General features: G+C 68.2%; 23 protein-coding genes. 13 read left to right on the top strand and 10 right to left on the bottom strand.

The window, feature by feature from the left end; translation table 11 throughout:
* Window positions 1-10: 10 nt before the first annotated feature.
* Window positions 11-901 carry a hypothetical protein gene (locus FOF45_RS06400; protein ID WP_158983148.1) on the bottom strand — a complete coding sequence of 297 codons (891 nt, stop codon included), beginning with the start codon at window positions 899-901 and terminating at the stop codon, window positions 11-13.
* A gap of 334 nt (window positions 902-1,235) precedes the next feature.
* Between FOF45_RS06400 and FOF45_RS06395 the strand changes: the two genes are divergently transcribed.
* From FOF45_RS06395 to FOF45_RS06380, 4 genes are read left to right on the top strand one after another with little or no spacing between them, the layout of a single operon-like run.
* Entirely contained in the window at window positions 1,236-1,733 is a 498-nt protein-coding gene (locus FOF45_RS06395) for a Csu type fimbrial protein (RefSeq protein ID WP_158983146.1), read from the top strand.
* Window positions 1,733-2,449, top strand: coding sequence for a fimbrial biogenesis chaperone (locus FOF45_RS06390; RefSeq protein WP_158983145.1), 717 nt, complete (start codon window positions 1,733-1,735; stop codon window positions 2,447-2,449). The genes FOF45_RS06395 and FOF45_RS06390 overlap by 1 nt, the downstream gene beginning before the upstream one ends.
* A 37-nt stretch (window positions 2,450-2,486) precedes the next feature.
* On the top strand, window positions 2,487-4,781 hold the full coding sequence (locus FOF45_RS06385; RefSeq protein ID WP_158983143.1) for a fimbria/pilus outer membrane usher protein: 2,295 nt from the start codon (window positions 2,487-2,489) through the stop codon (window positions 4,779-4,781).
* Window positions 4,781-5,740 (top strand): Csu type fimbrial protein, encoded by a 960-nt coding sequence (locus FOF45_RS06380; RefSeq protein WP_158983141.1) that lies wholly within the window; start codon window positions 4,781-4,783, stop codon window positions 5,738-5,740. The genes FOF45_RS06385 and FOF45_RS06380 overlap by 1 nt, the downstream gene beginning before the upstream one ends.
* Before the next feature lie 197 nt (window positions 5,741-5,937).
* Here FOF45_RS06380 and FOF45_RS06375 read toward each other — a convergent pair whose 3' ends face one another.
* The 4 genes from FOF45_RS06375 to FOF45_RS06360 all read right to left on the bottom strand — a co-directional run bounded on the left by FOF45_RS06375 (window position 5,938) and on the right by FOF45_RS06360 (window position 9,972).
* Window positions 5,938-6,852: a 5'-nucleotidase, lipoprotein e(P4) family gene (locus FOF45_RS06375; protein WP_158983139.1), complete on the bottom strand. Its 915-nt coding sequence runs from the start codon at window positions 6,850-6,852 to the stop codon at window positions 5,938-5,940.
* Between the two features lie 80 nt (window positions 6,853-6,932).
* Window positions 6,933-7,424, bottom strand: coding sequence for a GNAT family N-acetyltransferase (locus FOF45_RS06370; protein ID WP_158983137.1), 492 nt, complete (start codon window positions 7,422-7,424; stop codon window positions 6,933-6,935).
* Complete coding sequence (gene gloA2 / locus FOF45_RS06365) at window positions 7,421-7,810, bottom strand: SMU1112c/YaeR family gloxylase I-like metalloprotein (protein ID WP_158983136.1); 390 nt, start codon at window positions 7,808-7,810, stop codon at window positions 7,421-7,423. The genes FOF45_RS06370 and gloA2 overlap by 4 nt, the downstream gene beginning before the upstream one ends.
* A 182-nt stretch (window positions 7,811-7,992) precedes the next feature.
* Window positions 7,993-9,972, bottom strand: a complete 1,980-nt coding sequence (locus tag FOF45_RS06360; RefSeq protein WP_158983134.1) for a UvrD-helicase domain-containing protein — start codon at window positions 9,970-9,972, stop codon at window positions 7,993-7,995.
* A gap of 164 nt (window positions 9,973-10,136) precedes the next feature.
* On the opposite strand from FOF45_RS06360, the gene FOF45_RS06355 reads away from it, so the two are divergent.
* The 3 genes from FOF45_RS06355 to FOF45_RS06345 all read left to right on the top strand — a co-directional run bounded on the left by FOF45_RS06355 (window position 10,137) and on the right by FOF45_RS06345 (window position 12,480).
* Window positions 10,137-10,877, top strand: a complete 741-nt coding sequence (locus FOF45_RS06355) for an SEL1-like repeat protein (protein ID WP_158983133.1) — start codon at window positions 10,137-10,139, stop codon at window positions 10,875-10,877.
* Between the two features lie 64 nt (window positions 10,878-10,941).
* Window positions 10,942-11,847 carry a methylglyoxal synthase gene (locus FOF45_RS06350; RefSeq protein ID WP_158983131.1) on the top strand — a complete coding sequence of 302 codons (906 nt, stop codon included), beginning with the start codon at window positions 10,942-10,944 and terminating at the stop codon, window positions 11,845-11,847.
* A 9-nt stretch (window positions 11,848-11,856) separates the two neighbouring features.
* Window positions 11,857-12,480, top strand: coding sequence for a thymidine kinase (locus FOF45_RS06345; RefSeq protein WP_158983130.1), 624 nt, complete (start codon window positions 11,857-11,859; stop codon window positions 12,478-12,480).
* On the opposite strand, the gene FOF45_RS06340 is transcribed toward FOF45_RS06345, so the two are convergent.
* From FOF45_RS06340 to mutM, 3 genes are all read right to left on the bottom strand, one after another.
* On the bottom strand, window positions 12,477-15,308 hold the full coding sequence (locus tag FOF45_RS06340) for a serine/threonine-protein kinase (protein WP_158983128.1): 2,832 nt from the start codon (window positions 15,306-15,308) through the stop codon (window positions 12,477-12,479). The two genes, FOF45_RS06345 and FOF45_RS06340, sit on opposite strands and share 4 nt — an antisense overlap.
* A gap of 82 nt (window positions 15,309-15,390) precedes the next feature.
* Window positions 15,391-15,951, bottom strand: coding sequence for an ECF-type sigma factor (locus FOF45_RS06335; protein ID WP_158983127.1), 561 nt, complete (start codon window positions 15,949-15,951; stop codon window positions 15,391-15,393).
* Window positions 15,952-16,057: 106 nt separating this feature from the next.
* Entirely contained in the window at window positions 16,058-16,882 is an 825-nt protein-coding gene (gene mutM / locus FOF45_RS06330) for a bifunctional DNA-formamidopyrimidine glycosylase/DNA-(apurinic or apyrimidinic site) lyase (protein WP_158983126.1), read from the bottom strand.
* A gap of 52 nt (window positions 16,883-16,934) precedes the next feature.
* Here mutM and FOF45_RS06325 point away from each other — a divergent pair, with 52 nt between their 5' ends.
* The 4 genes from FOF45_RS06325 (at window position 16,935) to FOF45_RS06310 (ending at window position 20,468) form a co-directional block, all read left to right on the top strand.
* Complete coding sequence (locus FOF45_RS06325) at window positions 16,935-17,777, top strand: CHAD domain-containing protein (RefSeq protein WP_158983125.1); 843 nt, start codon at window positions 16,935-16,937, stop codon at window positions 17,775-17,777.
* A gap of 138 nt (window positions 17,778-17,915) precedes the next feature.
* Window positions 17,916-19,103 (top strand): DesA family fatty acid desaturase, encoded by a 1,188-nt coding sequence (locus tag FOF45_RS06320; protein WP_158983124.1) that lies wholly within the window; start codon window positions 17,916-17,918, stop codon window positions 19,101-19,103.
* Window positions 19,104-19,117: 14 nt separating this feature from the next.
* Window positions 19,118-19,558: an EF-hand domain-containing protein gene (locus FOF45_RS18510; protein WP_425481898.1), complete on the top strand. Its 441-nt coding sequence runs from the start codon at window positions 19,118-19,120 to the stop codon at window positions 19,556-19,558.
* Between the two features lie 103 nt (window positions 19,559-19,661).
* Window positions 19,662-20,468, top strand: coding sequence for an MBL fold metallo-hydrolase (locus tag FOF45_RS06310; RefSeq protein WP_158983123.1), 807 nt, complete (start codon window positions 19,662-19,664; stop codon window positions 20,466-20,468).
* Here the strand turns inward: FOF45_RS06310 and pdxR are convergent, their stop codons facing one another.
* Window positions 20,469-21,911 carry a MocR-like pyridoxine biosynthesis transcription factor PdxR gene (gene pdxR / locus FOF45_RS06305; protein WP_158983122.1) on the bottom strand — a complete coding sequence of 481 codons (1,443 nt, stop codon included), beginning with the start codon at window positions 21,909-21,911 and terminating at the stop codon, window positions 20,469-20,471.
* A gap of 76 nt (window positions 21,912-21,987) precedes the next feature.
* Between pdxR and FOF45_RS06300 the strand changes: the two genes are divergently transcribed.
* Together FOF45_RS06300 and FOF45_RS06295 are read left to right on the top strand one after the other, a co-directional pair.
* Window positions 21,988-22,455, top strand: coding sequence for a cupin domain-containing protein (locus tag FOF45_RS06300; protein ID WP_158983121.1), 468 nt, complete (start codon window positions 21,988-21,990; stop codon window positions 22,453-22,455).
* A 112-nt stretch (window positions 22,456-22,567) separates the two neighbouring features.
* Complete coding sequence (locus FOF45_RS06295) at window positions 22,568-24,931, top strand: Tex family protein (protein WP_158983120.1); 2,364 nt, start codon at window positions 22,568-22,570, stop codon at window positions 24,929-24,931.
* A 99-nt stretch (window positions 24,932-25,030) separates the two neighbouring features.
* On the opposite strand, the gene FOF45_RS06290 is transcribed toward FOF45_RS06295, so the two are convergent.
* Window positions 25,031-26,695: an MFS transporter gene (locus FOF45_RS06290; RefSeq protein ID WP_199244445.1), complete on the bottom strand. Its 1,665-nt coding sequence runs from the start codon at window positions 26,693-26,695 to the stop codon at window positions 25,031-25,033.
* Window positions 26,696-26,706 lie beyond the last annotated feature (11 nt).

Raw genomic sequence — 26,706 nt, 5'->3', positions numbered from 1 at the left:
ACGGCCGCGTTCAGCCCGGCGGAACGGCCGCCGCGACGGCCGGACGCGCGGCCTCGGTCTGTGCATGGCGCAGAGCGTCGCTGAGGTACCAGTGGCCGTCGATGCGTTCCACCGCCAGTTCCGCCGTGATGGCCTGGCCGGCGAGGGTGTAGTGCAGGCTCACGCGGGCACGGTCGCCGTCCTGCTCGATCAGCGCGGCGCGGACCGTGCCGAGGTCGGCGTCGAGGTCCAGCTGGTACCGCTGCAGGACCTGCTTGAGGCGCGCGAAGAACGGGCCCATGCGCTCCAGGCTGTGTTCCATGCCCAGATCGCGGAAGCGGTCCGGTCCGCCCGCCAGGCCGGTCTGCCGTGCGGCGGCGACCAGCTGCGGGATCGACTGGCGCGCCCGTTGCAGGTCACCCAGCGGGGCCCGTTGGCCCCACCGGCTGATCGCGCCCACCAGCTGCACGTAATGGGCGCGCTCGTCGGAGCTGTAGTCGCCTTCGCTGCGCAGGTACTGGGTAGCGAACAGTCCCAGCGTTGCCGCAGCGGAGCGGAGTTCGGCGTTCGCGCCGGAAAATTGACGCCGATAAACCGTCAGCAGCTGCTTCTCGGCGTCCGGCGCGGACAGTGATGTGACGAAGGCGGGCAGGCGGTCGTCGAGGGGAAGTTCGGTCAGCGGCCAGCGGGTCCGGCCCTCGCGCCAGGCCTGATCGAGCCGGGCATGCAGGGCCGGCGGGACGGCGTGGCGGGCGTAGCCCACCAGGTCGTTGCGGCGCAGGTCGCGGACCAGCTGTTCGACGGCCTGGGCCGGTTCGGTCGGAGTCGGCTCGACCACGGGCGCGGGCGCAGGCTGGCAGCCCGTCGCCGCGAGCGCGGCAACCAGCATCAGCGCAGCAGTGGCGCGGGCAATCGAAGGCATTGGATGCGGCTCTCCCCAAGTCGCTGGCTGCATCTTGGCGGCCGGGCCCGGGTGGGGCAAGCCAAGGAAGTCGCGGATTCAAAAGGGCGCGGAAGTATCGGCAGGAATTGGAAAACCTTTAGGGCCAAATGTGACGCAAGTCGTCATTCCGGACCTTTTGTGTCGAAAGTGTGATGGAAATCTCGTTCAGCTTTGCCCGGTTTGCCCGTCCTTCACGGCAGTTTCACGGACTCGAAGCGGTTTTGAGACCTTTGGCACACTTTCTGCTTCCTAGGCATCTGACCCCCGGCGTTGCGCCGGTTGCATGCGCCAACCACGCGCGGAGATGACCGAAATGAAGCTCTTCAAGACTGCCCTGCTCGCTACTGCCCTGTTCGCCGCTGCCCCGGCCGCGATGGCCGCCGGCACCGCCAGCGCCAACTTCCAGGTGTCGATCAAGCTCGACAACAGCTGCTCGATCACCACCAATCCGCTGAACTTCAACACCCAGAGCACCCTGCTGAACAACATCGACGCCCAGACCACGCTGACGGTCACCTGCGTCTCGGCGGGTCCGTACAAGGTCGGTATCAGCGCCGGCGGCGGCACGGGCGCCACGTTCGCCAGCCGCAAGATGACCCACGCCACCCTGACCGACACGATCAACTACTCGCTGTACGCCGAAACCGGCCGCACGAACGTGATCGGCGACGGCACCAGCGGCAACGTGACCCTGGCCGGTTCGGCCGCCGGCGCCACCAGCTTCACGGTGTACGGCCGCGTGTTCGGCGCGCAGAATCCGAAGGCGACCGGTGACTACTCCGACACCGTGACCGCGACGGTCTCGTTCTGATGAAACTGCGCCGCCCGCTCGCCGCCGTCCTGCTTGTCCTCGCCCTGGTGGGCGGGGTCGCGCACGCACGCGGCCAGCTCCAGGCCCGCCAGACCAGCGTCGACCTGATCCCCGGCGTCCGGGGCGGCAGGCTGATGCTCGGCAACGCCGGCGACAGCCCGGTGGCGGCGCAGATCCGCGTGTACCGCTGGACCCAGGACGGCAACGACGACGTCCTGGAACCCAGCAACGCGCTGACGGTCAGCCCGCCGGTGGTGGAAATCGCCGGTGGCGCAGACCAGCTCGTGCGCATCGTGCGCAATACAGACGCCGCACCGGCCCGCGAGGAAACCTATCGCGTGGTCGTGGACGAGCTGCCGGGCGATCCCGCTGCCAACCAGGGCAGCGCCGTCACGGTACGCATGCGGTACCTGATTCCCGTATTCGTCCGGGCCGCCGATCCGGCGCCCGTGGCGCTGGAATGCCGCCTCGGCGCGGCGGAACTGACCTGCAGCAACCGCGGAGGCGTGGCCGCCCAGCTCGGCGCCAGCCGCCTCATCGGCCAGGACGGCCACGACGTGCAGATCATCGAAGGTCTGCTGGGTTACGTGCTGGCGGGCAGTTCCCGTCGCTTTCCCCTGGACGCCGCCAAGCTCGGTTCGGCCGCACAGTGGAAACAGCTCGAGGTCCGGCTGAACGGTCAGCCGGCGGTCCTTGAACTGTCGCCCGCGCGCTGAACCCACCCGTCTCGCCTGCGCCGTCGCGGCCATCCTCATGGCGGCCGCGCTGTCGGCGCATGCCACGGCCGGGCTCGACGCCACCCTGGGCGAGCGCAATCTTTCCGGTGCCGAACAGCAGTCGCTGCTGCAGGCGCCGCAGTCGCTGTACCTCGACATCGTCATGGACGGCCAGATCGTGCGTCCGCTGGTGCGCTTCGAGAAAGTCGGCGAACGCCTGTCGGTCGATGCAGCCGACCTCGATGCGATCGGCCTGCTGTTGCCGGACAACGTGACCGCCGATCCTAACGGCCGCATCGCGCTCGACGCGATCACCGGGCTGAGCTACCGCTACGACGCGTCGCTGCAGCAGGTCGCACTGACGCCGGCCGCGGCGCTGCGCCGCGCCAACCGCATCGGTTACCGCTCGCCGGCGCCGATCAGCGTCAACCGCGACCAGGGGCTCGTGCTGGACTGGGACGTCTACGCGCGCCACTACGACGACAGCGACACCGCCTCGCTCGGCACCGGCATTCGCTGGTTCGGTGCGTTCGGCAGCCTGCAGAACATCGGCGTCAGCCGCGCCGGCGACCAGGAAAGCGGCTACCTGCGACTGGACACGCGCTGGACGATCTCCGATCCGCAGCGCATGGCGACGTGGACCGTCGGCGACCTGATCTCCGGCGGCATGTCGTGGACGCGCCCGGTGCGCATGGGCGGCGTGCAGTACCGCCGCAACTTCAGCGTGCGCCCGGACCTGATCATCTACCCGATCCCGCAGTTCAGCGCCGACGCCACCGTGCCGTCGTCGGTGGACCTGTACGTCAACAACGTGCGCCAGTACAGCACCGAGGTCGATCCCGGCCCGTTCGTGCTGAGCGACTTCCCGCGCCTGGCCGGCGCGGGCCAGGCCACCGTCGTCGTCACCGATGCGATGGGCCGCACCACCCAGACCACCGTACCGCTGTACGTCGACTACCAGCGACTGGCGCAAGGCCTCGACGATTTCTCGATCGAAGCCGGCGTGCTGCGCCTGAACTACGGCGTGCATTCCAACGATTACGCCAGCTCGCGCGTCGCCACCGGCAGCTGGCGCCACGGCATCACCGACAACTTCACCAGCGAACTGCACGGCGAGTATTCCAACGACGTTCGCCTCACCGGCGCCGGCTTCGCGTGGTCGCCGCTGGGTCGCTTCGGCGTGTTCACCGGCAACTTCGCCCGCAGCACCGGCCGCCACGAGGGCGATCAGTACGGCGGTGGCTACCAGTGGTTCGGCCAGCGCGTGGGCTTCGATCTCTACAGTCAGCGCGCCAGCCGCGGCTTTCGCGACATCGGCACGCTGCACGACGGCAGCCTGCCGCTGCTGCAGCAGGACCGCGCTTCGGCGTGGCTGTCGATCCCGCGCGGCTCGGTGTCGCTGTCGTGGATCCGCTACGAGGACCGCGAGTCGCCGGTCAGCCGCACGCTCGGCCTGGGCTTCAACCAGAGTTACCGCCGCTTCTCGTGGACCTTCAGCGCGTTCGACGACGATCGCGCCGGCCACGGTGCGTCGCTGTCGGTGAGCGTCCCGCTGGGCGACATCGACGCGTCGGCGTGGGCCGACCGCCAGGACGGCGAGACCGACTTCGGTGCCTCGCTGCGCAAGCCGCTGCCCTATGCCGGCGGCGTGGGCTGGGAAGTGCAGGCGCGCGACGATGGCGACGGCGCACTCGGCGTGGGCTGGCGCGGCCGTTCGGCCGACGTCTGGGGCGGCATCGACCGCATCGGCGGCGAGGAAGGCGCGTACGCGCAGGCTGCCGGCAGCTTCGTGTGGATGGGCGGTTCGACCTTCACCAGCCGCACCATTACCGACTCCTTCGCCGTGGTTTCCACCAACGGCGTGGCCGACGTGCCGATCCTGTACGAGAACCGCGTCGCCGGCCGCACCAACGCCAAGGGTTATTTGCTGCTGCCGGAACTGCGCGGCTGGCAGCGCAACCGCATCGCGATCGATCCGGACGGGCTGTCCTCGTCGGTGGAAGTGCCGTCGGTCGAACGCCTCGTCACGCCGCCGGATCGCAGCGGCGTGCATGTTCCGTTCGTGATCCGCGAAGTGCGCACCGCCACCATCGCCCTGCGGGCGGCCGACGGTAAGTTCGTCGAGGCCGGCATGCGCGTGCATCGCGCCGATGGTCGCGAGTCCATCGTCGGTTTCGATGGCGAGCTGTGGCTGGACAACTACGTGGACGGCGAAACGCTGACCTGGACCCGTGCCGGCGTGGAATGCACCACCGTCGCGCCGGTGCTGGCGCGCGCTGCCGAACCGGGCGCCGTCGCGCCTGCGCAATGCCGGAACAAGGAGCAACCCTGATGCGCCACCTCGCCGTCGCCGCCCTGTTGGCCCTGGCCGCGCTGCTGTTCCCGCGCGCCGCGTCCGCCGCGATCACCTGCACGGTCGACAACGCCAGCGACCTGAATTTCGGCACGTTGACGCTGCCGGTCGGCGCAGTCACCAGCACGCTCAACGTGACCGTGTCCTGCCGTGGCAACAACAACAACGATGTAGGCGACTCCGTGCTGGTCTGCATCGGCACCAACGATGGCGGCAACCCGCGCCAGATGGACCGCACCGCCGCACCGGTGCGCACGCTCGACTACCAGATCTACACCGACAGCACCTACACCCAGCCGGCCAACTACACCTACAACGCGTCGGCAACGCTGACCATCGCCTCGCGCAACACGCCAGTGACGCGGATCATCCCGCTGTACGGACGGCTGGCTGCGACCCAGCCCAACAATCCCACGCCGGGTACGTACAACGAGCCGATCAGCGCGGTGTGGGGCTACTCGACCGCCACCAACGCGAACTGCGCGAACAACGTCGCGCCGGCCACGCCGAATTACAGCTTCACCTCGCGCGCGGTGCTGCAGGGCAGTTGCCTGATCGCTGCGCAGAACCTGGACTTCGGCACGCACACCTCGCTCGCCACCGCGCGCGATGCGCAGGCCAACCTGACGGTCACCTGCACCAATGGCACCGCCTACACGGTGAAGTTGAACGCCGGCTTGAACGGCACGCTGCCCAATCGCCGGATGGCGCTCAACGGCACCGGACCGCAGACGATCAACTACAACCTCTACACGACCGCCGCGCGCAACACGATCTGGGGCGATGGTGCCAGCGGCACGAGCACCGTGATCGGCGCCGGCACCGGCGCAGGCCAGGGGACGCCGACCGCGCACACGGTCTACGGCCGCGTACCGGCCACGCCGACCTTCACCGCGGGCTCGTACACCGACACGGTGACCGCGACCGTCGAGTACTGATCGCACGCGCGACATCGCGCAAAGAAAAAGGAGGCGCGGGGCCTCCTTCAAACCCGGCCGGGGCCGGAGGACTTCGAGTTGTGGCATGGCTCCGGCTCGCGCCGGACGCAGGGAGACTACCCGCCCTGCGAACCTGATGCAACACCTCAAGTTATACGATCTATCTCATTGATTTAATTAAGTCGATATCGCGCCACTCAGGGCGCGACATCCAGCGCCGCGCGCTTGGCCTCGCGTCGCGCGTCGCGCGGCTGACCCCATTCGTTGTTGAACAGCGCCGGTTCCCAGCTCCCGTAGGTCGGGTTGGGCAGCATCCACCAGCGCTCGCCGAACCAGTCGCCGTACTCGTCGAGCAACTGCGCGCGGCCTTCGCGCGTATTGGCGACGACCTGGACGAAATCGCCGAGCTGGTCGCCGAACTGCATCAGCACGCGGTACTTCTGGCCGGCGAGGCGGCGGCGGCAATTCTTCTCGCTGCCGTTCTGCTCGCAGCCCTCGACGACCGTGCCCAATCCAAGGAATACGCTGTCGTCCTTCACCGGCATGCCGACCGCGCGCAGGTTGGCGAGCGTGGCTTCCTTCAGGTGCACGGCGCGATTGGACAGGTACAGGATGGTCACACCCTTCGCCGATGCCGCCTTGGCGAACTCGACGACGCCCGGCACGGCCTTGGCCTTCTTCTCGGCGACCCATCCATCCCACGTGACCTCGTCGAACTCCTTGCCGTCGCGTACCAGGCGCGCCTGATAGGGCGAGTTGTCGAGCACGGTCTCGTCGACGTCCATCACCACGGCGGGCGAAAGGCCGGTCGCGGCGTTGCCGCGTTCGTCGGTGACCAGCGCGTCCCAGTTCTTCTGCTTCAGCGCGACGTCGAGCTTGTCGGCGGCGGCACGGTAGACCGTGGTCGTCGCGGCCTGGTACTCGGCCGAAGCCTGCACCCACAGCACCGCGTTGAGGTTGTCGTCGGCCACGACCGTCGCCTTCGCCGGCGCGGGTGTCGCCGCCGTCGTGCCGGTGGTCTTGGCGTCGGACGCGGGCGCACCGGCCCGCTGGCAGGCGCCGAGCGCGAGCGCGCAGGCGAGTACGGAGAAGGTGAGGGCGCGACGTTGCATTGCGATCCACGGGCGGCAGGAAGACGCGTGAGTTTAGCCCACGTCGATGGCACTTCCGTTGCGCCGCGCGCGCTGCGCTGTCAGGCGTCGGCCACCTGCAGCGACACCTGCTTGCGACCGTCCGCGACCCATTGCGAGCCGACTTCGCGGAAACCGAACCCCGCATGGAAACGGCGCGAGGCCTCGTTCGGCGGCTGCGTGTAGTACTCGCACGTCACCACGCCGACACCGTGCGCACGCGCGAAATCGAACAGGTCGCGGTAGAGCATCGCACCGAGCTTGCGGCCCTGGTGCGTGGACGCGACCACCACGCGGTCGATGTAGAGGAAGCGCGGATAGCGCTGCGCGAACCACACGTAATTGGGGCTGTCGTAAGCCGCGCCTTCGCGGAACGCGAGCAGGAACGCCACCACCTCATCGCCTTCGACGACGACGCGGTGGTACGCGGACTGCGCATCGAGTTCGCGCAGTCGCGCTGCGTCCATCGGGCTCAGCATCTCTTCCGATTCGAGGTTGAGCGCGAGGATGCGCGCGTGGTCGCCGGCCTGCGCGGGATGGAGGGCGAAGCTCATGGCGCCTCGTAGAATTCGATCGGCAGATCGTCTGGATCGGCGAAGAAGGTGAAGCGCCGGCCGGTGTACTCGTCGATGCGCACCGGTTCCACCGCGATGCCCTGCGCTTCCAGTTCGCGCGCCGACGCAACCACATCGGCGACTTCGAACGCGAGGTGGCGCAGGCCGCAGGCTTCCGGATACGACGGCCGCGGCGGCGCCGAGGGGAACGAGAACAGCTCCAGCTGCGTGCCGTCCGGCAGCGCGAGGTCGAGCTTCCACGAATCGCGCGTCTCCCGATACACCTCCGCGACGACGCGCAGGCCGAGCACCTGCGTGTAGAACCGCTTCGATCGTTCGTAGTCGGACGCGATGATCGCGACGTGGTGGATGCGCTGGAGGTTCATCGTTGCATTCTCCATTCGATGCACGCCGGTTCAAGTGGGCGTCGCTTCGAGGCGATCATCCCCGCGAAGGCGGGGATCCAACTGTCAGGCGCATCAATCTTTCGTATCGCGTGACACGTTGGAGTGATGGATCCCCGCCTTCGCGGGGATGACGTCAGGAGGCAGGCGCAGCCGTGCCTGCTTCACTCGCCAAGCAGCGCCTTGATCGCAGCGAAGCCCGCGGCAGCGCGTTCCTGCTTGCGCGCAGCGTCGGCGACCGGATCGGCGCCGTCGCGCTGGATCTCCGCGACGGGTAGTTCGTCGAAGAACCGGCTCGGCTGCAGGCGCAGCTTGTCGCCCCACTTCTGTGCCTCGCGCGAATGCGACAGCCACAGCTGTTCCTTCGCACGGGTAATGCCGACGTAGAGCAGGCGGCGTTCTTCCTCGAGCGAACCTTCTTCCAGCGCCATCTCGTGCGGCAGCGTGCCGTCTTCCATGCCGACGATGAAGACGTAGCGGAACTCCAGGCCCTTGGCCGCGTGCAGCGACATCAGCCGCACCTGGTTGCCGGCATCGCCCTTGTCCGCGTGCGAGAGCAGCGCGAGCTGCGCGGCCAGTTCGCCCGGGCCCGAGCCCTTGCCGCCGTCGAACCAGTCGGCGAGTTCCTCCAGGTTCTCCTTGCGGCGCTTGAAGGTCGCGTCGTCCTTGCACTGCGCACGGATCGAAGCGAGCAGCCCGCTCTTATCGGCGAGCACGCGCACCAGTTCGGCCGGACTGATCTTGAAGGCTTCGCCGCGCAGGTGGCGCACGATGTTGACGAAGCCGTCCAGCGCATTGGCCGCACGCGGCGCGAGTTGCTTGAGTACGCCGATCTGTTCGGCCGCGCGCGACATCGGCATGTGTGCGTGCTGCGCCAGCTCGGCGAGCTTGGCGAGCGTGGTCGCGCCGACTTCACGCTTGGGCGACTGCACCGCGCGCAGGAACGCCGCGTCGTCGTCGGGATTGGCGATCAGGCGAAGCCACGACAGCGCATCCTTCACTTCGCCGCGTTCCAGGAACGCGGTCCCGCCGCTCAGGTGGTACGGCACACGCAGCAACTGCAGCGCCTTCTCCAGCGCGCGACTCTGGTGGTTGCCGCGGAACAGGATGCAGAAATCGCTCCACGGCGCCTGCTTGGCAGCGGCGAGGAAATGGATCTCGGCCGCGACCTTCTCCGCCTCGTGCGCACCGTCGCGGCATTCCCACACGCGGATGCGCTCGCCGTCGGCCTGGTCGCTCCACAGCGTCTTGGGGTGCTCGTGCGGGTTGTGCGCGATCAGCGCGTTGGCGGTGCGCAGCACGCGGTTGGAGCAGCGGTAGTTCTGTTCGAGCTTGATGATCTCGAGCTTCGGATAGTCCTTGCCGAGATTGAGCAGGTTGTCCGGATTGGCGCCGCGCCAGGCGTAGATCGACTGGTCGTCGTCGCCCACGCAGGTGAACAGGCCCTTGTCGCCGGCCAGCGCCTTGAGCAGGCGGTACTGCGCGTCGTTGGTGTCCTGGCACTCGTCGACCAGCAGATAACCGATGCGCTCGCGCCACGCCAGGCGCATGCCTTCGTCGGCTTCGAGCATCTGCACCGGTAGGCGGATCAGGTCGTCGAAGTCCACGGCGTTGAAGGTCGACAGCCGCGCCTGGTAGCGCTGGTACATCACCGCCGCTTCCATCTCGCGCGGGCTCTTCGACACGGCCAGCGCTTCCTCCGGCGACAGGCCCGCGTTCTTCGCCCGCGAGATGAGGTTGCGCATGTCGTCGATGGCGTCGGGCTTGCTGCCGGGCGGCATCAGGTCCTTGATCTGCGAAGTACTGTCGTCGCTGTCGAACACCGAGAAGCCGCGCCGCAACCCGGCCTTGGCGTGGTCGATCTGCAGGAACTTCAGGCCCAGCGCGTGGAAGGTGCACACGGTCAGGCCTTCGGCGGCATCGCCCTTGATGCGCTTGGCGACGCGCTCCTTCATTTCCTTCGCCGACTTGTTGGTGAAGGTGATGGCGGCGATGCGGCGCGCCGGCATGCGGCCGGAGGCGATCAGGTGCGCGATCTTCTCCACGATCACGCGCGTCTTGCCGCTGCCCGCGCCAGCGAGCACGAGCAGGGGGCCCTCGGTGTGGAGGACGGCGGCGCGTTGGGGAGGATTGAGACCGTGCATGCGTCGATTGCTGCCGCGGAGGCGGCCGGGTATTGTGCCGTAACCACGGCAAGGGATTGGCGCCGTGGTGTTGCGCGCGGTCATTCTCGCGGCGACGCGCGACCAGACCGCGCCAGGCACCGGAGCAGGCTTGTCCGCCCGGTTCGACATCGAAGGGAGACGATATGGAACTGCTAGCCACGTTCGCCCTTGCCGCCGCGCTCGCCGCGGGCCCGGGCCCCGAAGAACCCTCGCCCGAGGCCGTCCAGGCGGTGCTCGCCGACACCGACCACATGACCCTGCGCTCGTTCGACCAGCGCACGCGCCAGTCCAACGAGCTGCCCAACGAGCGCTATCGCCTGTACGCCGCGCAGAGCGCCGTGAATGGCAACTGGGGCGATGCGCTGCGCCAGTTCCGCAAGGCTGCGCGTTATGCGGACAAGTACTCTCAGCATCGACTCAGCCTGATGTACTGGCACGGCGTCGGCGTGGAGCGCGATCCGGCGACGGCCTATGCATGGGCCGACCTCGCCGCCGAGCGCGCCTATCCGACCTTCGTGATCCTGCGCGAGAAGATGTGGCTCGAACTCGACGATGCACAGCGTGAGCGCGCGCAGGGCATCGGCGTGGCGCTGTACGCGGAGTACGGCGACAAGGTCGCCAAGCCGCGTCTGGCGGACGCGATGCTGCACACGCGTACCCGCATGACCGGCAGCCGCACGGGTTACGACGACGGACGCCTGCAGGTCTACGCGCCGAGCGTCGGTCCCGGCGGCATGGGCGGGGACGCGGACCAGGTCGAGATGAGCGCGATATATGCGTCGTGGCGACTGAACCCCAAGCATTACTGGGCCGTCGAGGACGCGATCTGGAAGCACGGCAACGTCGAGGTCGGGCCGGCGACGAAGACCGACGCGGACGACTGACGCACGATCCAGCCGGGCGCGCCGGCGCGGTTAGACTGCGCCTTCACCTCCCACGGGATCCGCCATGCGCCTGGGCCTGGCCGCCAACCGACTGCACCACCTGAGCCAGGACGCCGCGCTGTTCCGCTGGCTGCGCGCCTGCGAACCCGGCATCCGCGAGCTGGGCATCGAGCTGCACACCGTCGGACGCACGTTCGATGCGATCGCCGCGGCCGGCATGCTGGCCGGCTACACCGGCCTGCGCCGCTATCCGTACGGACGCGAGGGCGGACTGATGAAGCTGGTCGCCGAAGTCGTCGGCCTGGGCAGCGCGGAGCGCACGCTCGATGGCGCGATCTATCTGATCGATCCGGTCGATCCGTCTTCGGTGTTTCCGGAAGCGGTGGCACTCAAGCGCCAGTGCGTGATCCACGGCAAGCCGTTCATTTCGACCGTCGCTTCGGCACGCGACTGGATCGAGGTCGAACGCATCCACGCAGGGCTCGCACCGGACCCGGGCGTGGACGTACTGCACGCCTTCGAATCGCAGACGCTGGCGCTGATCGCGCACGACGCGATGAAGCCGCAGATGCTGGCCTACGCCGCCGAGCATTTCGACCTGCTCTCGCGCTTTTCGCGCCGCGTCGCTACCGGCACCACCGGCCTGCGCCTCAACGAGCTGGCCTGGAGCCGCGGCTGGCCACAGGGGCAGGCCTGGGCCCATCGTTTCGAGAGCGGCCCGATGGGTGGCGATGCGCAGATCGCCGACCTGGTGCTGGAGCGCCAGTGCCAGCGCGCGATCTTCTTCGAGGACCCGCATGTCGCGCGCCAGCACGAAGCCGACATCCAGTTGCTCGAACGCGCCGTCACCACGGTGACTTTCGACGCGGTGTGCATAACCTCGCCGGCGATGGCGCAGCGCTGGGCCACGGCGGCGAAAGCCCGCGCGCAACGCATCGCGCAAGGCAGCGAGCGCGCCGCGACCGTTTAAACTGGGCGCATGGCAAAGCTCTATTTCTATTATTCGGCGATGAACGCCGGCAAGACCACGACGCTGTTGCAGTCGGCGCACAACTATCGCGAGCGCGGCATGCGCGTGGCGATCCTGACCCCGCGCCTGGACGATCGCGCCGGCTCGGGCACCGTCGCCTCGCGCATCGGCCTGCGCGCCGACGGCATCGCCTTCGAACGCGAGGACGACCTGGAAGCGATCGTCCACCGCGACATCGCGCGCAGCGGCGCGCTGAACTGCGTGCTGGTCGACGAAGCGCAGTTCCTGACGAAAGCGCAGGTGTGGCAGCTGAGTGAAGTGGTCGATTCGTTGCGCATCCCGGTGCTGTGCTACGGCCTGCGCACCGATTTCCGCGGCGAACTGTTCGAAGGCAGCCAGTACCTGCTGGCGTGGGCGGACGAACTCAGCGAGATCAAGACCATCTGCCACACCGGCAAGAAGGCGACGATGGTGGTGCGCGTGGACGAGCAGGGCCGCGCCGTGCGTGAAGGCCCGCAGGTCGAGATCGGCGGCAACGACCGTTACGTCTCGGTATCGCGCGCCGAATACAAGAAGGTCATGCGCGGCGAAGGCACCATCGAACCCTCGCAGCCGCCGCTCCCGCTGGGTTAACCGCAACCGCGCACGATCGAGCCGACCTCGCGCGGGATCGCGCCGCCGTCGGGCTGGGTCGCGAGCAGCTGTTCCTGCAAGATCGCCAACCGCGCCAACGCGGGATCGCGATCCGGTCCGTGGCAGCGCAGCTGCGCGGCGTACGCGGTCGCGCGCCATGCGGTACGGCGCAGCTCCAGGTCGGTCTGCGACAAGCCGGCCAGGGCATCCAGTCGCGTCAGTGCGGTGTCGTCGCCGTCCAGTGCCTGTTGTCGCGCCAGCGTGAGTTCGGCTTCGCGCGTGTTCGGATGCGTGCTGCCGTAGCCATTGCGTGTCAGCGTGACCGCCTGGGCGAGGTGGGCCATGCCACGGTCGTGGTCGCCGAGCGACAGTTCGACCAGGCCGAGCACGCGATCGGTATCGCCCATCAGCGGATGGCGCGGGCCGAGCAGGTCCAAACGCAGCTCACGCGATTCATCGATCGCCTTGAGCGCGGCGCGGTCGCGACCGGTCGCGTGCAACAGGCGCGCCTGCTCGAACAGGGCGTCGGCCAGCTGTGCGCGATCCTCCTGCTTGCGCGCCAGCGTCACCGCGCGCTGCATCGCCGCGATCGCGCTGGCGTTGTCGCCACGCTCCCACGCGACCATCGCGAGCCGGCGCTGCAACTGGCCCAGGTCGCGCGTGCCGCGCGCGATCTCGGCGGGATCGCCATCGCCGATCGATACGCGCCGCTGCTGCATCGCGATCGCCTCGCGCAGTTCCTTCTCGGCCTGCGCATAACGGCCCTGGTCGATGTGCAGCAGTGCGAGCTGGCGCCGCAGCGACAGCGTGGCCGGATGCTGCGCGCCGTAAATTTCCAGCGCGAGCGCGAACGCATCGCTGGCCTCGCGCTCGGCCGCGTCGGTCTGGTTCAGTCCCTGCCGAAGCGAGGCCACGCGCGAACCGATCTCCACCTGCAGCGCATGTCGTTCGCCGACCTTCTGCCGCAGCTGGTCGCGCGCCTGCGCATAGCCCTGCAACGCCGCACCGGATTGGCCGGCGTCGGCCTGCAGGTTGGCGAGATCAATGAGGTTCTCGACCGTGCCGACTTCGTCGCGATCGTCGCGGCGCAACCCGAGCGAACGCTCGAACAACTGGCGTGCGCCCTGCCGTTCGCCGTTATCGCGACGGCAGCGGCCGAGTTGCGAGTAGAACTCGCTGACCTGAGGCGGCAGCTGCGCCTGTTCGCGTCGCGCGGTGGCGAGCGCCGGCTGCATCAGCGCGATGCAATCGCGCGACGCGCCGAGCAGGCGCAACACCTGGCCGCGCTGGGTCAGCGATTCCAGTTCCAGGCTCACCGGCACTTCGTCGGTGCTGGCGAGGATCGCCGCCTGCCGGTTGAGCAGGCCGAGCGCCTCGCGGTAATCGCCAAGGCCGATGCGCAGGCGCGCGATCACGCCGAACAGCTCCGCACGCGCACGCGGCTGCCGCGCGAGTTCGCGGTTGCCGCGTTCGAGCGAGCCGTCGAGCAGGCCGCGCAGGTCCAGCGCCTGTCCTTCCGGCGTGCCACGCGCGCTTTCGAACACGCCGACCATGAAGTCCTGCATCGCCTGCGCGCGGCCGGCTTCGGCCACCGCCTGCCGTGCCTGCCAGGCGACGATCGTCAGCGACGTACTCAGCACCACCGCCACCAGAGCACCGGTGGCGAGCGACCAGCGATGCCGGCGCAGGTACTTGCCGAAGCGGTAACCCACGCTTTGCGGGCGCGCTTGCACGGGGCGTCCGGCCTCGTACCGAGTGAGGTCGAGTGCAAGCGCTTCGACCGACGGATAACGATGCTCCGGCCGCTTCGACAACGTCTTCAGCACGATGTTGTCGAGATCGCCCGCGAGTTGCCGCGCTTGTCGGCGCAGTGCATGAACCTCGGCGCCGCTGTCCTCGGTGCGGCGCAGGACCGTCTGCGAAGGGCGCTGCGGATCGGCGGCGAGGATCGCTTCTTCCCACTCCGCATCGGTCTGGCGCTTGAGCCGGTACGGCTTGGTGTCGGTGAGCAGTTCGAACAGGACCACGCCGAGCGAATAGACGTCGGTCATCGTCGTGACCGGCTCGCCGCGTACCTGTTCCGGCGCGGCGTAGTGCAGGGTGAACGCGCGCACGCCGGTGCGCGTCTGTTCGACCATCGGCGCTTCGGAATCGAGCAGCTTGGCGATGCCGAAATCGAGCAGGCGCACGTCGCCGCTCGGCGTGACCAGGATGTTCGACGGCTTCAGGTCGCGATGCACGATCAGGTTCGCATGCGCGTGGCTGACCGCGTCGCAGATCTGGTGGAACATCCGCAGCCGCTGTTCCAGCGGTAGCTGGTGGTTGCGGCAGTAGTCGGTGATCGGCTCGCCTTCGACGAACTCCAGCGCGAGGTACGGCAAACCGTCGCTGCTGATGCCCGCGTCGAGCAGGCGCGCGATATGCGGGTGCGCCAGGCGCGCGAGGATCTGCCGCTCGCGCGAGAAGCGAATGCGCAGGTTGCTGTCGGCCAGGCCGGGGCGCAGCAGTTTCAGCGCGACGCGGCGCTGGTACAGGCCATCGGCGCGCGCGGCCAGCCATACCTGGCCCATGCCGCCTTCGCCGAGCAGGCGCTCGAGCCGGTACGGTCCGACCTCCGCGCCCGCGCGCAGGCCGGCCAGCGGCGCGACCAGCGGTTCGGAAAGGAAATCCTCGTGACTTTCGTCGAGGGTGATCAGCGTCTGCAGTTCGTCGGCAAGGACGGGATCCTCGTCGCGCAACTGCTGCAACCGGTGTGCGCGGGCGTCAGGCTCCAGCTCGAACAGCGAGTCGAGCAGTGGAGAGAGTCGTTGCCAGCGCTCGGGATCCATGTGGCAGGAGTGCGTAGGAAAGAGTGGGAAGCGAGCCGGGCGGACGTGAGCCTGTCATCGCTCACCTCTCACTTCCCTGCGCTCACTCCTTCAGCGAGGCCAGCAGGAACAGCCGCGCCTTCTGCCAGTCGCGGCGGATGCTGCGCTCGGAACGCTCCAACAGGGCGGCGATCTCCAGCTCCGACAATCCGGCGAAATAGCGCAGCTCCACCACCTGGGCCAGGCGCGGATCGACCGCGGCGAGCTTGGTCAGCGCCGTGTCCAGGCCGAGCGTGTCCTCGTCCAGGCGCAGGCCGCCTTCGACGTCGTCGGGCAATTCGGTGACGCGGTGCAAGTCGCCGCCGCGCTTCTGCGCCAGGCGCTGGCGCGCGTAGTCGACCACGACGCTGCGCATCGCCGAGGCGGCGTAGGCGAAGAAGTGCGCGCGATCGTCGAACTGCGCTTCGCGCCGTCCGATCAGCTTGAGGTAGGCCTCGTGCACCAGCGCGGTGGCGTCCAGGGTCTGCCCATGCTGGCCGGCCAGCTGGCGCCGCGCCATCGTGTGCAGCTCCTGGTACAGCGTGGCGAGCACGCGGTCGAGCGCACCGCGATCTCCGTCGCGTGCGGCGTCGAGCAGCAAGGTGATATCCGCGGTTTCGGACATTGGCGACCCCATGCGCAGTGGTCGGGACTATACCGCTTTTGTGACGTCAACCCCGAAAAAGGCGCATCGGAAAGCAACGCGTACGAGCTTCAGAAATTTCTGACATTTACCGCTGGCAATGCCCGCACCAGACCGTGGTGCGCTGGCCGATCGACGCCTGCTTCAGCGGCCGACCGCAACGGGGGCAGGGTTCGCCGCCCCGCCCGTAGGCCGACAGTTCCTGCTCGAAATACCCCGGCGCCCCGTCCGGAGCGATGAAGTCGCGCAGCGTGGTGCCGCCACGCTGGATCGCGTGACCGAGGATGCGGCGGATCTCCTGTGCCAGCTGGCGGTAGCGCTCACGCGAGACCTTGCCCGCCGCCCGCAACGGCGATACTCCGGCCGCGAACAGCGCCTCGGCCACGTAGATGTTGCCCACCCCGACCACCACGCGCTGGTCCATCAGGAACGTCTTCACCGGCGCGCTGCGACCGCGGCTCATCGCGAACAGATAGTCGCCGTCGAAGTCGTCCGCCAGCGGTTCCGGGCCGAGGTCGGCGAGCAGCTCGTGGGTTTCCCCCGGTGCCTGCCACAGCAGGCAGCCGAACCGGCGCGGGTCGTTGAAGCGCAGCACGCGTCCGGCCTTGCCGCCGCCTTCCAGGGCGATATCGACGTGGTCGTGTGCGCGCAGCGGCGTGTCGGCCGGGATCACCCGCAGGCTGCCCGACATGCCCAGGTGGAGCAGGGCGCTGCCGACGGCGGTGTCCAGGAGGAGGTACTTCGCCCGCCGCCGGACGGCGTCGATCCGCTGGCCGGGCAGGTCGCGGGTGATCTCCTCCGGGATCGGCCAGCGCAGGTCGGGCCGGCGCAGAGTCACCCCGATCACGCGGCGGCCTTCGACGTGCGGCGCCAGGCCGCGACGGGTGGTTTCGACTTCGGGCAGCTCGGGCATGGGGGCCAGCGTACTATTCGATCGTCCGCACCAGATGGGATCGCCACCCACGATGGGCAAGCCCGCCGAGGCCGCAGCGACCGACCCCGTGACGGGCATCTCGCCCGGCGCGGCGCTGGGCCTGCATGCGCTGGACGAACTCGACGCCGCCAGCACCGCGCTGGCCGATGCCGACCTGCACGAGGGCGTGCACCGTGCCCGCAAGTCGCTGCGCCGCGTGCGTTCGATGCTCGCACTGGGCGACGGCATCCTCGGTCCCGGCGAAGCGCTGCTCGACCGCGAACTGCGCCGGCTCAATGAAGGCATGTCCGCGCTGCGCGACGCGCATGCGCTGGTCGAAACCATCGAACGCCTGCGCAAGCGCAAGCGTTCGCAGGCCAGCGGCGAACTGCTCGAACGCGCGCACGCCGCCGCGGTCGCCGCGCGCGACGCGACCGGCGCGGCGGCGCTGTTGGTGGATCCGGCGATGGAGCGACGTCGGTCGCTGATCGCGGTGGTGCGCGCGGCGCTGCCCGCGCTCGCGTGGGAGCGCGTCAGTGCGAGCGCCATGCGCATGGCCATCGCCGACGCCGACGTCCGCGTGCACAAGGCGCGCGAACGCGCGCAGCGCACCGGCGACGACCGCGACTGGCACCGCTGGCGACGCCGCGCGCGTCGAGCCTCGCAACAACGCCATGCGCTCACGGCCATCGGCCTGCCGGTGCACGACGCGCCGGATGCGTTCGACAAGCGCACCGCCGAACGCCTGGGCGAGGCGCAGGACCTGAGCCTGCTGCTGGCGCACTGTGGTGAGGATTCCCCATTCAGCAATGTCGATCGGAAAGCCTTGAAGAAGTACGCCGATGCGGCGCTGGGACGCCTGCGAAGGCGCATCGCCGGTCGTTCGGTTTCGTGAAGATCGGCCTTGCAGGATGGACTGAACGACCCCATCACAAATCAAGGCCATACCGGCGCGAACGGTGCTGCGTGGCTGGCATGATCTGCCGATGGACCGTGCGCGATGCGCCCGGCCCGTTTCCCCCCGGAGTCACGAATGTCTGCTTCCCTCCTCGATTTCCTCGCCGGTGGCCTGCTCCAGGCCAGCTGGGGCGAACTGCTGGTCTGGCTGCTGGTCGTCACCCAGTTGACGATCTTCTCCGTCACGCTCTACCTGCATCGTTCGCAGGCGCATCGCGCCGTGGACTTCCATCCGGTGCTCGCCCACTTCTTCCGCTTCTGGACCTGGCTGACCACCTCGATGATCACGCGCGAGTGGGCGGCGATCCATCGCAAGCACCACGCCAAGTGCGAGACCGAGGAAGATCCGCACAGCCCGCAGTTCAAGGGCATCGATACCGTCATGTGGCGCGGCGTCGAGCTCTACCGTGAAGCGCGCGGCCAGCGCGAGGACATCGAGAAGTACGGCAAGGGCTGCCCGGAAGACTGGATCGAGCGTCACCTGTACACGCCGCACGCGACGATGGGTCCGGTGCTGATGCTGGCGATCAGCTTCGCGCTGTTCGGTTTCATGGGCGTGGCCGCGTGGGCGATCCAGATGGTGTGGATCCCGTTCTGGGCCGCCGGTGTCGTCAACGGCCTCGGCCACTGGTGGGGCTACCGCAATTTCGAAACCACCGACACCGCGACCAACCTCACCCCGTGGGGTTTCTGGATCGGCGGCGAAGAGCTGCACAACAACCACCACGCGTTCCCGTCGTCGGCGAAGTTCGCCCTGCGCAAGTGGGAGTTCGACATCGGCTGGAGTGCGATCAAGCTGCTGGAAAAGGTGCGCCTGGCGAAGGTGCTGCGCGTGGCGCCGACGCTCGATGTGCGCCCCAACATCGCCATGCCCGACGGCGAGACGCTGAAGGCGCTGCTGGCGATCCGGTTCCAGGCGATGACCGACTATTACCGCAGCGTCACGCTGCCGGCGCTGCGCGAGGCCAAGTTCAAGCTGCCGCGCAAGATGCGACACGGACTCGCCGATGGCGGTCGCTGGCTCGACGACGACAAGCGCGCCAAGCTGCAGGCGTGGCTGGCCGAGCGGCCGAAGATGGCCACGCTGGCCGATTTCCGCCAGCGCCTCGCGCACGTGCTCGACGACCGTTCGCACGACGCGCAGGCCACGCTGTCGAAACTGCACGCGTGGTGCACCGAGGCGGAAGCCAGCGGCATCCAGGCGCTGCAGGCGTTCTCCGCGCGCCTGAAGGGCTACGCCCTGGCGCCGGCGCGCGCCGCCTGATCCGTTCGACCGCGATGGATCGCACGCGTACACGCAAGCCCGCGCCGCAACGCGCGGGCTTCGTTTTGTGCATCGCGCTGATGTGGAGCGCGAGCGCCACCGCGCAATCGATCCCCATGCACCTGTCCACCCGCACGCCCGCGACGGCCGCGCCGGAATCGCCGCCGGAGGAACGTCCCGCGGTGGAGGCCGGCTCCGATTACCTCGCGCGAATGGACGCCGATCGCGACGGCCGCATCTCGCCGGTCGAATACCAGGACTGGCTGAGCTACGCCTTCACTCGCATGGACGCCAACCGCGACGGCGTGTTGTCGGCCGACGAACTCCCCGGCGGACGCGGCCAGCCGGTGAGCCTGGCCGAACATCGACAGACCCTGGCCGAACGCTTCGTCCGCCAGGACCGCAACCGCGACGGTTTCCTCGACGCGCGCGAACTGCAGGCCCCGCCGCAGTAATCGAACTGGATCCCGTGGATCCGCGCAGACTGGTTCCGCCGCGCGATACCGACCCTTCCTACGCTGGTGTCGTCCGGGGCCATCGCCCCGCCGGAGCGCCACCATGCCCTGCTTCCTCTGCGAGACCTGCGGCACCCAGTACGCCGAAAGCGCGACAGCGCCTTCGCGGTGTCCCATCTGCGAGGACGAACGCCAATATGTCGGCTGGAATGGCCAGTCGTGGACCACGCACACGCAACTCGCGCAGGACCATCGCCTGCGCATCGAGGACGACGCGGGCCTGCTCGGCATAGGCATCGCGGGTGAATTCGCGATCCCGCAACGCGCGCTGCTGCTGCCGACCGGCGCGGGCAACCTGATGTGGGAATGCGTCAGCCTGGTCACCGATGAAGCCATCGCCGCATTGAACGCGCGCGGCGGAGTGGATCGCATCGTCATCTCGCATCCGCATTTCTACAGCGCGATGGTCGAATGGAGCGAAGCGCTCGGCGGCGTGCCGATCCTGTTGCACGAGGCCGACCGCGAATGGGTGATGCGCCCGTCGCCGCGCATCGAGCACTGGCGCGGCGACACGCTGCGGCTGTCGGACGACGTCGTCCTCATTCGTGCAGGTGGACACTTCACAGGCAGCACCGCGCTGCACTGGAGCGACGGACCGCGTGCAGGTGGCGCACTGTTTCCTGGCGACGCGCTGCAGGTGGTGCTGGATCGTCGCCATGTCACCTTCATGTACAGCTATCCGAACTACATTCCCATGAAGACCGCCGACGTGCACGCAATGCGCGATCGTCTGCGCGGCTTCGAGTACGACGATGTGTATGGCTACACCTGGGGGCGCAACATCCTCGGTGGCGGTCGTGCGGCAGTGGATGCGTCGTTCGACCGTCATCTCGCCGCAGTTGCGGCGTAGTCAGCGCTGCATCGCTCGAGCGAGCGATTGCAGTCGCGTACGGATGCCGTCCTCGTCGATGCAGCCCAGGCCGAATGCGATGCCGTCGATCGCGTCCTCGCGCTGCGCCAGTGCGCGCAGCGGGATGACGCCGTCGGCATGCTCGCGCAGGCGTGGCATCAGCGCGGCCATCGCATCGGCATCGTGGAATCGTGCGGCCACGTGGATGCCTGCTTCGGCCGCGACAGGTTGCAGCCAGCGCGACAATGGTCCGTCCAGCATCGCGATCAAGGTGTCGCGACGCCCCGCGTAGACCTTGCGCATGCGTCTGACATGTCGCGCGAGATGGCCTTCGAGGATGAAATCAGCCAGCGCGTCCTGCAGCTGCGCATTGCCGCAGGTGTCCGCATGCTCCTTCGCCGCGGCCAGCGCGCCGTGCAGCCATGCCGGGGCGACGACGTAGCCGATGCGCAGCGACGGGAACAGGCTCTTGGAGAACGTACCGACGTAAACCACGCGACCGGCGCGGTCGAGCGTCTGCAGCGCATCGAGCGGGCGCGTGCCGTAGCGGAACTCGCCGTCGTAATCGTCCTCGATCACCAGCGCGTCGCGCTCGTGCGCGAACGCGAGCAGCGCGCGACGACGCGCCATCGACATCACCACGCCGGTCGGGTACTGGTGCGAAGGCGTCACATAGACGATGCGCGCATCGTCGGGCAGCACATCCACGCACAGTCCTTCATCGTCGACCGGCACCGCGACCACACGCGCACCCGCGCCGATGAAGGCATCGCGCACGGTCGGATAACCGGGATCCTCCACCGCGACCGTGGTCTTGCCTGGCTCGACCAGCAAGCGTGCGAGCAGATCGAACGCCTGGCGCGCGCCGGCCGTGACGATCACGTCGTCCGCGCGTGCGGCAACCGCGCGGGCGAACGACACGTGCCCGGCGATCGCCTCGCGCAGGCGCGGTCGTCCATGCGGTGGCTGGTAGCCGAATGCCGCGCCGTGGCGTGGGTGGAACGCCCGCGACAGCAGCCGGCGCCACACTTCGAAAGGTATTTGCCGATGGTCGGGAACGCCGAGGCGGAACGTCGACGCCCACGCATCGCCCGTCGCCACCGCACTGCTCCATGTCGGCGGTGTCCACGCACCACGCAGGCGACCGTCATCGAATCGTGGCGGTCGCGAGGCCGGACGCGCGGCGACATCGGCGACCACGGCACGCGCGCCGGTCCGGGTGACGACGTAACCCTCGGCGACCAGCAGGTCGTAGGCCGCGTTCACCGTGTTGCGGGCGAGCCCGTACGCATCGGCGACACGGCGGGTGGACGGCAGTTGGCTGCCGGCGCGAAGCCGGTGGTCGAGGATCGCCGCACGGAGCTGCTCGTGCAGCTGCCGGGTGCGACCTTCGCCCGCGCCAAGGTTGAGGGGAAATTCGAAAACTGGTTCCCGCGAAGTCATCGCAACTGGTCCGACCAAGGGGCCAGTCGCCAGCCTACGGTATCGCCCACGGACCACCAAGCCGCCTGGAACCGACATGACCGTAGCCCGTCCCTTCGTGCAGGACTTCCTCCCCGGCCGCGTCGCCCCGGCCTCGGCCACGCCGTGGATTCCCATGAACGCGGAGAAGTCCTGGAAGCCGCTGCGCTTCTTCGCCGATGGGCGCGGCTTTGTCGAGCTGCTGCGGATGTCGCCCGGTGCGCTGATGCCGCTGCACCGACACACTGGTGAGATCCACGCCTACAACCTCACAGGCACGCGGACGCTGTGCACGGGTGAGGTCATCGGTCCCGGCGACTATGTCTACGAGCCGCCCGGCAATGCCGACTGGTGGAAGGTCACTGGCGATGAGGAAATGATCGCGCTGGTGGTGGTGATGGGCGAGGTCGAGTTCATCGATGCCGCGGGCGCCGTCCGCTCGCGCGCGTCGGCCGCGACGCAACTGCAGGCGTACCGCGACCATTGCCAACGCCTCGGCCTGCCGGTGCTCGATCTGGTCGACTGAGCGCGACCGCCGCGTCGCGGGCGCGCCGAATGTCAACGGGTACCGCACCGCCGCGCGCGTTGCGACAATCGACGTTCTCCCGGAATTCGCCGGGGCTACACGATTGGAAGCAATGCAGGACTCCAAGCAGTTTGGCGTGAAGATCGCCGCGAAGATCGCCCGTCTCATCGCCGAGGAAATCGGCGCCCAGCCGCAGCAGGCGCAGGCCGCGATCGGCCTGCTCGATGAAGGCGCGACCGTTCCGTTCATCGCGCGCTACCGCAAGGAAGTGACCGGCGGCCTCGACGACACCCAGCTGCGCAACCTGGAAACGCGCCTGTCCTACCTGCGCGAACTCGAGGACCGTCGTATCGCGGTGCTGGCGAGCATCGAGGAGCAGGGCAAGATGACCGACGAGCTGCGCGCCGATATCGAATCGGCCGACAGCAAGGCGCGCCTGGAAGACCTGTACCTGCCGTACAAGCCCAAGCGCCGCACGCGTGCGCAGATCGCGCGTGAAGCCGGGCTGGAACCGCTCGCCGACGGACTGGTCGCCGATCCGGCGCTCGTACCGGAGGAATTCGCGGCGGGCTTCGTCGATGCGGAGAAGGGCGTGGCCGACACCAAGGCCGCGCTGGACGGCGCACGCGCGATCCTGATGGAGCGCTGGGGCGAGGACGCCGCGCTGGTCGGCGAGCTGCGCACGTGGCTGGGCGAAGTCGGCGTAATCCGTTCGCGCGTGGCCGAAGGCAAGGAAGTCGCCGGCGAGAAGTTCCGCGACTACTTCGACCACGCCGAACCGCTGTCGAAGATTCCGTCGCATCGCCTGCTGGCGCTGTTCCGCGGTCGTCGCGAGGAATTCCTGTTCATCGATCTCGATCCGGGCAACGAAGCCGAGGCGGGCCATCTGCAGGCCGAAGGCCGCGTCGCGTTCCACGCGGGCATCAAGGCGCAGGGCCGTGCCGCCGACAAGTGGCTGATCGACTGCTGCCGCCTCACGTGGAAGGCCAAGCTGCATCTGCATCTCACGCTCGACCTGTTCGCGCAGGCGCGCGAGAAGGCCGAGGGCGAAGCGATCGACGTGTTCGGCGACAACCTCAAGGATCTGCTGCTGGCCGCGCCGGCCGGCCCGAAGGCCGTCCTCGGCCTCGATCCCGGCCTGCGCACCGGCGTGAAGGTCGCCGTGGTCGATCGCACCGGCAAGCTGGTCGACACCGCGACGATCTATCCGCACGAACCCAAGCGCCAGTGGGACCAGTCGCTGATGATCCTGCGCGCGCTGTGCGCGAAGCACTCGGTCGAACTGATCGCCATCGGCAACGGCACCGCCTCGCGCGAGACCGACAAGCTAGCCGGCGATCTCATCAAGCTCGCGCCCGAGTCGAAGATGCAGAAGGTCGTCGTCAGCGAAGCCGGCGCATCGGTGTACTCGGCGTCGGAATTCGCGGCGAAGGAATTCCCGAACCTCGACGTGTCGATCCGCGGCGCGGTGTCCATCGCGCGACGCCTGCAGGATCCGCTCGCCGAGCTGGTGAAGATCGAACCGAAGGCGATCGGTGTCGGCCAGTACCAGCACGACGTCGACCAGTTCAAGCTGGCGCGCGCGCTGGACGCGAAGGTCGAGGACTGCGTGAACGCGGTCGGCGTCGACGTGAACACCGCGTCCGCCGCGCTGCTGACGCGCGTATCCGGCCTGTCTTCGACGGTGGCGGAGAACATCGTCGTCTACCGCGATGCCAACGGTGCGTTCAAGTCGCGCAAGGAACTGTTGAAGGTGCCGCGTCTTGGCGACAAGACGTTCGAGCAGTGCGCGGGCTTCCTGCGCATCGCCGACGGCGACCAGCCGCTGGATACCTCCTCCGTGCATCCGGAGGCATACCCGGTGGTCGAGCGCATCCTCAAACAGTGCGGACGCGAGGTGAAGCAACTGATCGGCGATGCCTCGCTGCTGCGCACGCTGAAGCCGGAGCAGTTCGTCGACGACACGTTCGGCGTGCCGACGATCCGCGACATCCTCAAGGAGCTGGAAAAGCCGGGCCGCGACCCGCGTCCGGAGTTCAAGGCGGCGCGCTTCGCCGACGGCGTGGAAGACATCAAGGACCTGCGCGAAGGCATGGTGCTGGAAGGCGTGGTCAGCAACGTCGCCGCATTCGGCGCGTTCGTCGACATCGGCGTGCACCAGGATGGCCTGATCCACATCTCCGCGCTGTCGGACAAGTACGTGAAGGATCCGCGCGAAGTGGTGAAGGCGGGCGACATCGTCAAGGTGAAGGTGCTGGAGGTCGATGTCGCACGCAAGCGCATCGCGTTGACGCGTCGCCTCGACGACAGCGCGCCTGCACCGCGTGGTCCGCGCGAGGAACGTGATTCGCGTGGCGGTGCACCGCGTCGGGATGGCGGGCGCGATTCGCGCAACACCGGCAACCGTGGCGTCACGCCCCCGCCGCCGATGAACAACGCACTGGCGGCGGCGTTCGCGAAGGCGAAGAAGGACTGATCCCACATCCGTCGTCGCAGCGCGGCGACGAACTGCACCGCCTAGAACAACAACGCCGGCACGAGGCCGGCGTTGCTGCACTTCACGACGCGGGATTCGTCAGATCTTGGTGATGTCCACGTCCTTCGTCTCGCGCAGGAACAGCGAGCCGATCACGAAGGTCATCAAGGCGATGATGATCGGGTACCACAGGCCGTAGTACATGTTGCCGGTGGCCGCGACCAGGGCGAACGCGATGGTCGGCAGGAAGCCGCCGAACCAACCGTTGCCGATGTGGTACGGCAGCGACATCGAGGTGTAGCGGATACGGGTCGGGAACAGCTCGACCAGCCAGGCCGCGATCGGGCCGTACACCATCGTCACGTAGATCACGAGGATCGTCAGCACCACCAGCACCATCGGCTTGTTGATGCGCGCCGGATCGGCCTTCTCCGGATAGCCGCCGGCAGTCAGCGCCGCCTTCAGCTCGCCGCCGAACGCATCGGCCTTGGCCTTGCCGTCTTCCTTCGCCAGACCCGCGCCCTCATAGCTCGCCACCTCGGTGGTGCCGACGGTGACGCGTGCGACGGTGCCCGGAGCAGCCGGCTGGATCGTGTACGGAACACCGGCCTTGGCCAGCGCCGCGGTCGCGATGTCGCACGAGTTGGTGAAGACCTTCTTGCCCACCGGGTCGAACTGGAACGAACAGGTCGACGGATCGGCGTGCACGACGGCCGGCGAGTTGGTGCGTGCTTCCTCGATCGCCGGGTTGGCGTAGTGGGTCAGTGCCTTGAACAGCGGGAAGTACGTCAGCGCGGCGATGAGGCAGCCGGCCATGATGATCTTCTTGCGGCCGATCTTGTCGCTGAGCCAGCCGAACACAACGAAGAACGGCGTGCCGATCGCGAGCGCCGCGGCGATGAGCAGCCACGTCGTGGTGGGATCGACCTTCAACGACTGGGTCAGGAAGTACATCGCGTAGAACTGGCCCGCGTACCACACCACGGCCTGGCCGGCGGTGGCGCCGAGCAGCGCGAGCAGCACGATCTTGCCGTTGCGGGAGAAGAAGCTTTCGGTGATCGGCGCCTTGGACTGCTTGCCCTCGGCCTTCATCTGCTGGAACAGCGGCGATTCGTTGAGCTGCATGCGGATCCACACGGACACGCCGAGCAGGATGATCGACAGCAGGAACGGAATGCGCCAGCCCCATGCCTCGAACGCCTCGGTGCCCAGGTACGTACGCACGCCCAGGATCACCAGCAGCGACAGGAACAGGCCGATCGTCGCGGTGGTCTGGATGAAGCTGGTGTACAGGCCACGCTTGCCGTGCGGCGCATGCTCGGCCACGTACGTCGCCGCGCCGCCGTACTCACCGCCCAGTGCCAGGCCCTGCAGCAATCGCAGGATGATCAGGATGGCCGGTGCGGCGAAGCCGATCGAGGCGTAGTTGGGCAGGATGCCGACGAGGAACGTCGAGATGCCCATGATCACGATCGTGACGAGGAACGTGTACTTGCGTCCGATCATGTCGCCCAGGCGGCCGAACACGATCGCGCCGAACGGACGCACGGCGAAGCCGGCGGCGAAAGCGAGCAGGGCGAAGATGAAGGCGCTGGTCTCGTTGAGGCCGCTGAAAAACTGCTTGGCGATGATCGCCGCGAGCGAGCCGTACAGGTAGAAGTCGTACCACTCGAACACGGTGCCGAGGCTGGAGGCGAAGATGACCTTCTTGTGCCCCTGGCTCAGGGTCCCCTCTTTCGGGGTGTTTGCGGTGATGGTGGACACGGTCGTCGTCC

The organism is Lysobacter panacisoli, from assembly GCF_009765165.1.
GTDB lineage: Bacteria > Pseudomonadota > Gammaproteobacteria > Xanthomonadales > Xanthomonadaceae > Lysobacter_J > Lysobacter_J panacisoli.
The sequence above is the reverse complement of the archived record's forward strand: the minus strand, read 5'-3'. Positions and strand labels throughout refer to the sequence as shown.

Coding starts and splice junctions, on each gene's coding strand:
- FOF45_RS06400 (WP_158983148.1), bottom strand. CDS start 901: ATGCCTTCGATTGCCCGCGCCACTGCTGCGCTGATGCTGGTTGCCGCG.
- FOF45_RS06395 (WP_158983146.1), top strand. CDS start 1,236: ATGAAGCTCTTCAAGACTGCCCTGCTCGCTACTGCCCTGTTCGCCGCT.
- FOF45_RS06390 (WP_158983145.1), top strand. CDS start 1,733: ATGAAACTGCGCCGCCCGCTCGCCGCCGTCCTGCTTGTCCTCGCCCTG.
- FOF45_RS06385 (WP_158983143.1), top strand. CDS start 2,487: ATGGCGGCCGCGCTGTCGGCGCATGCCACGGCCGGGCTCGACGCCACC.
- FOF45_RS06380 (WP_158983141.1), top strand. CDS start 4,781: ATGCGCCACCTCGCCGTCGCCGCCCTGTTGGCCCTGGCCGCGCTGCTG.
- FOF45_RS06375 (WP_158983139.1), bottom strand. CDS start 6,852: ATGCAACGTCGCGCCCTCACCTTCTCCGTACTCGCCTGCGCGCTCGCG.
- FOF45_RS06370 (WP_158983137.1), bottom strand. CDS start 7,424: ATGAGCTTCGCCCTCCATCCCGCGCAGGCCGGCGACCACGCGCGCATC.
- gloA2 (WP_158983136.1), bottom strand. CDS start 7,810: ATGAACCTCCAGCGCATCCACCACGTCGCGATCATCGCGTCCGACTAC.
- FOF45_RS06360 (WP_158983134.1), bottom strand. CDS start 9,972: ATGCACGGTCTCAATCCTCCCCAACGCGCCGCCGTCCTCCACACCGAG.
- FOF45_RS06355 (WP_158983133.1), top strand. CDS start 10,137: ATGGAACTGCTAGCCACGTTCGCCCTTGCCGCCGCGCTCGCCGCGGGC.
- FOF45_RS06350 (WP_158983131.1), top strand. CDS start 10,942: ATGCGCCTGGGCCTGGCCGCCAACCGACTGCACCACCTGAGCCAGGAC.
- FOF45_RS06345 (WP_158983130.1), top strand. CDS start 11,857: ATGGCAAAGCTCTATTTCTATTATTCGGCGATGAACGCCGGCAAGACC.
- FOF45_RS06340 (WP_158983128.1), bottom strand. CDS start 15,308: ATGGATCCCGAGCGCTGGCAACGACTCTCTCCACTGCTCGACTCGCTG.
- FOF45_RS06335 (WP_158983127.1), bottom strand. CDS start 15,951: ATGTCCGAAACCGCGGATATCACCTTGCTGCTCGACGCCGCACGCGAC.
- mutM (WP_158983126.1), bottom strand. CDS start 16,882: ATGCCCGAGCTGCCCGAAGTCGAAACCACCCGTCGCGGCCTGGCGCCG.
- FOF45_RS06325 (WP_158983125.1), top strand. CDS start 16,935: ATGGGCAAGCCCGCCGAGGCCGCAGCGACCGACCCCGTGACGGGCATC.
- FOF45_RS06320 (WP_158983124.1), top strand. CDS start 17,916: ATGTCTGCTTCCCTCCTCGATTTCCTCGCCGGTGGCCTGCTCCAGGCC.
- FOF45_RS18510 (WP_425481898.1), top strand. CDS start 19,118: ATGGATCGCACGCGTACACGCAAGCCCGCGCCGCAACGCGCGGGCTTC.
- FOF45_RS06310 (WP_158983123.1), top strand. CDS start 19,662: ATGCCCTGCTTCCTCTGCGAGACCTGCGGCACCCAGTACGCCGAAAGC.
- pdxR (WP_158983122.1), bottom strand. CDS start 21,911: ATGACTTCGCGGGAACCAGTTTTCGAATTTCCCCTCAACCTTGGCGCG.
- FOF45_RS06300 (WP_158983121.1), top strand. CDS start 21,988: ATGACCGTAGCCCGTCCCTTCGTGCAGGACTTCCTCCCCGGCCGCGTC.
- FOF45_RS06295 (WP_158983120.1), top strand. CDS start 22,568: ATGCAGGACTCCAAGCAGTTTGGCGTGAAGATCGCCGCGAAGATCGCC.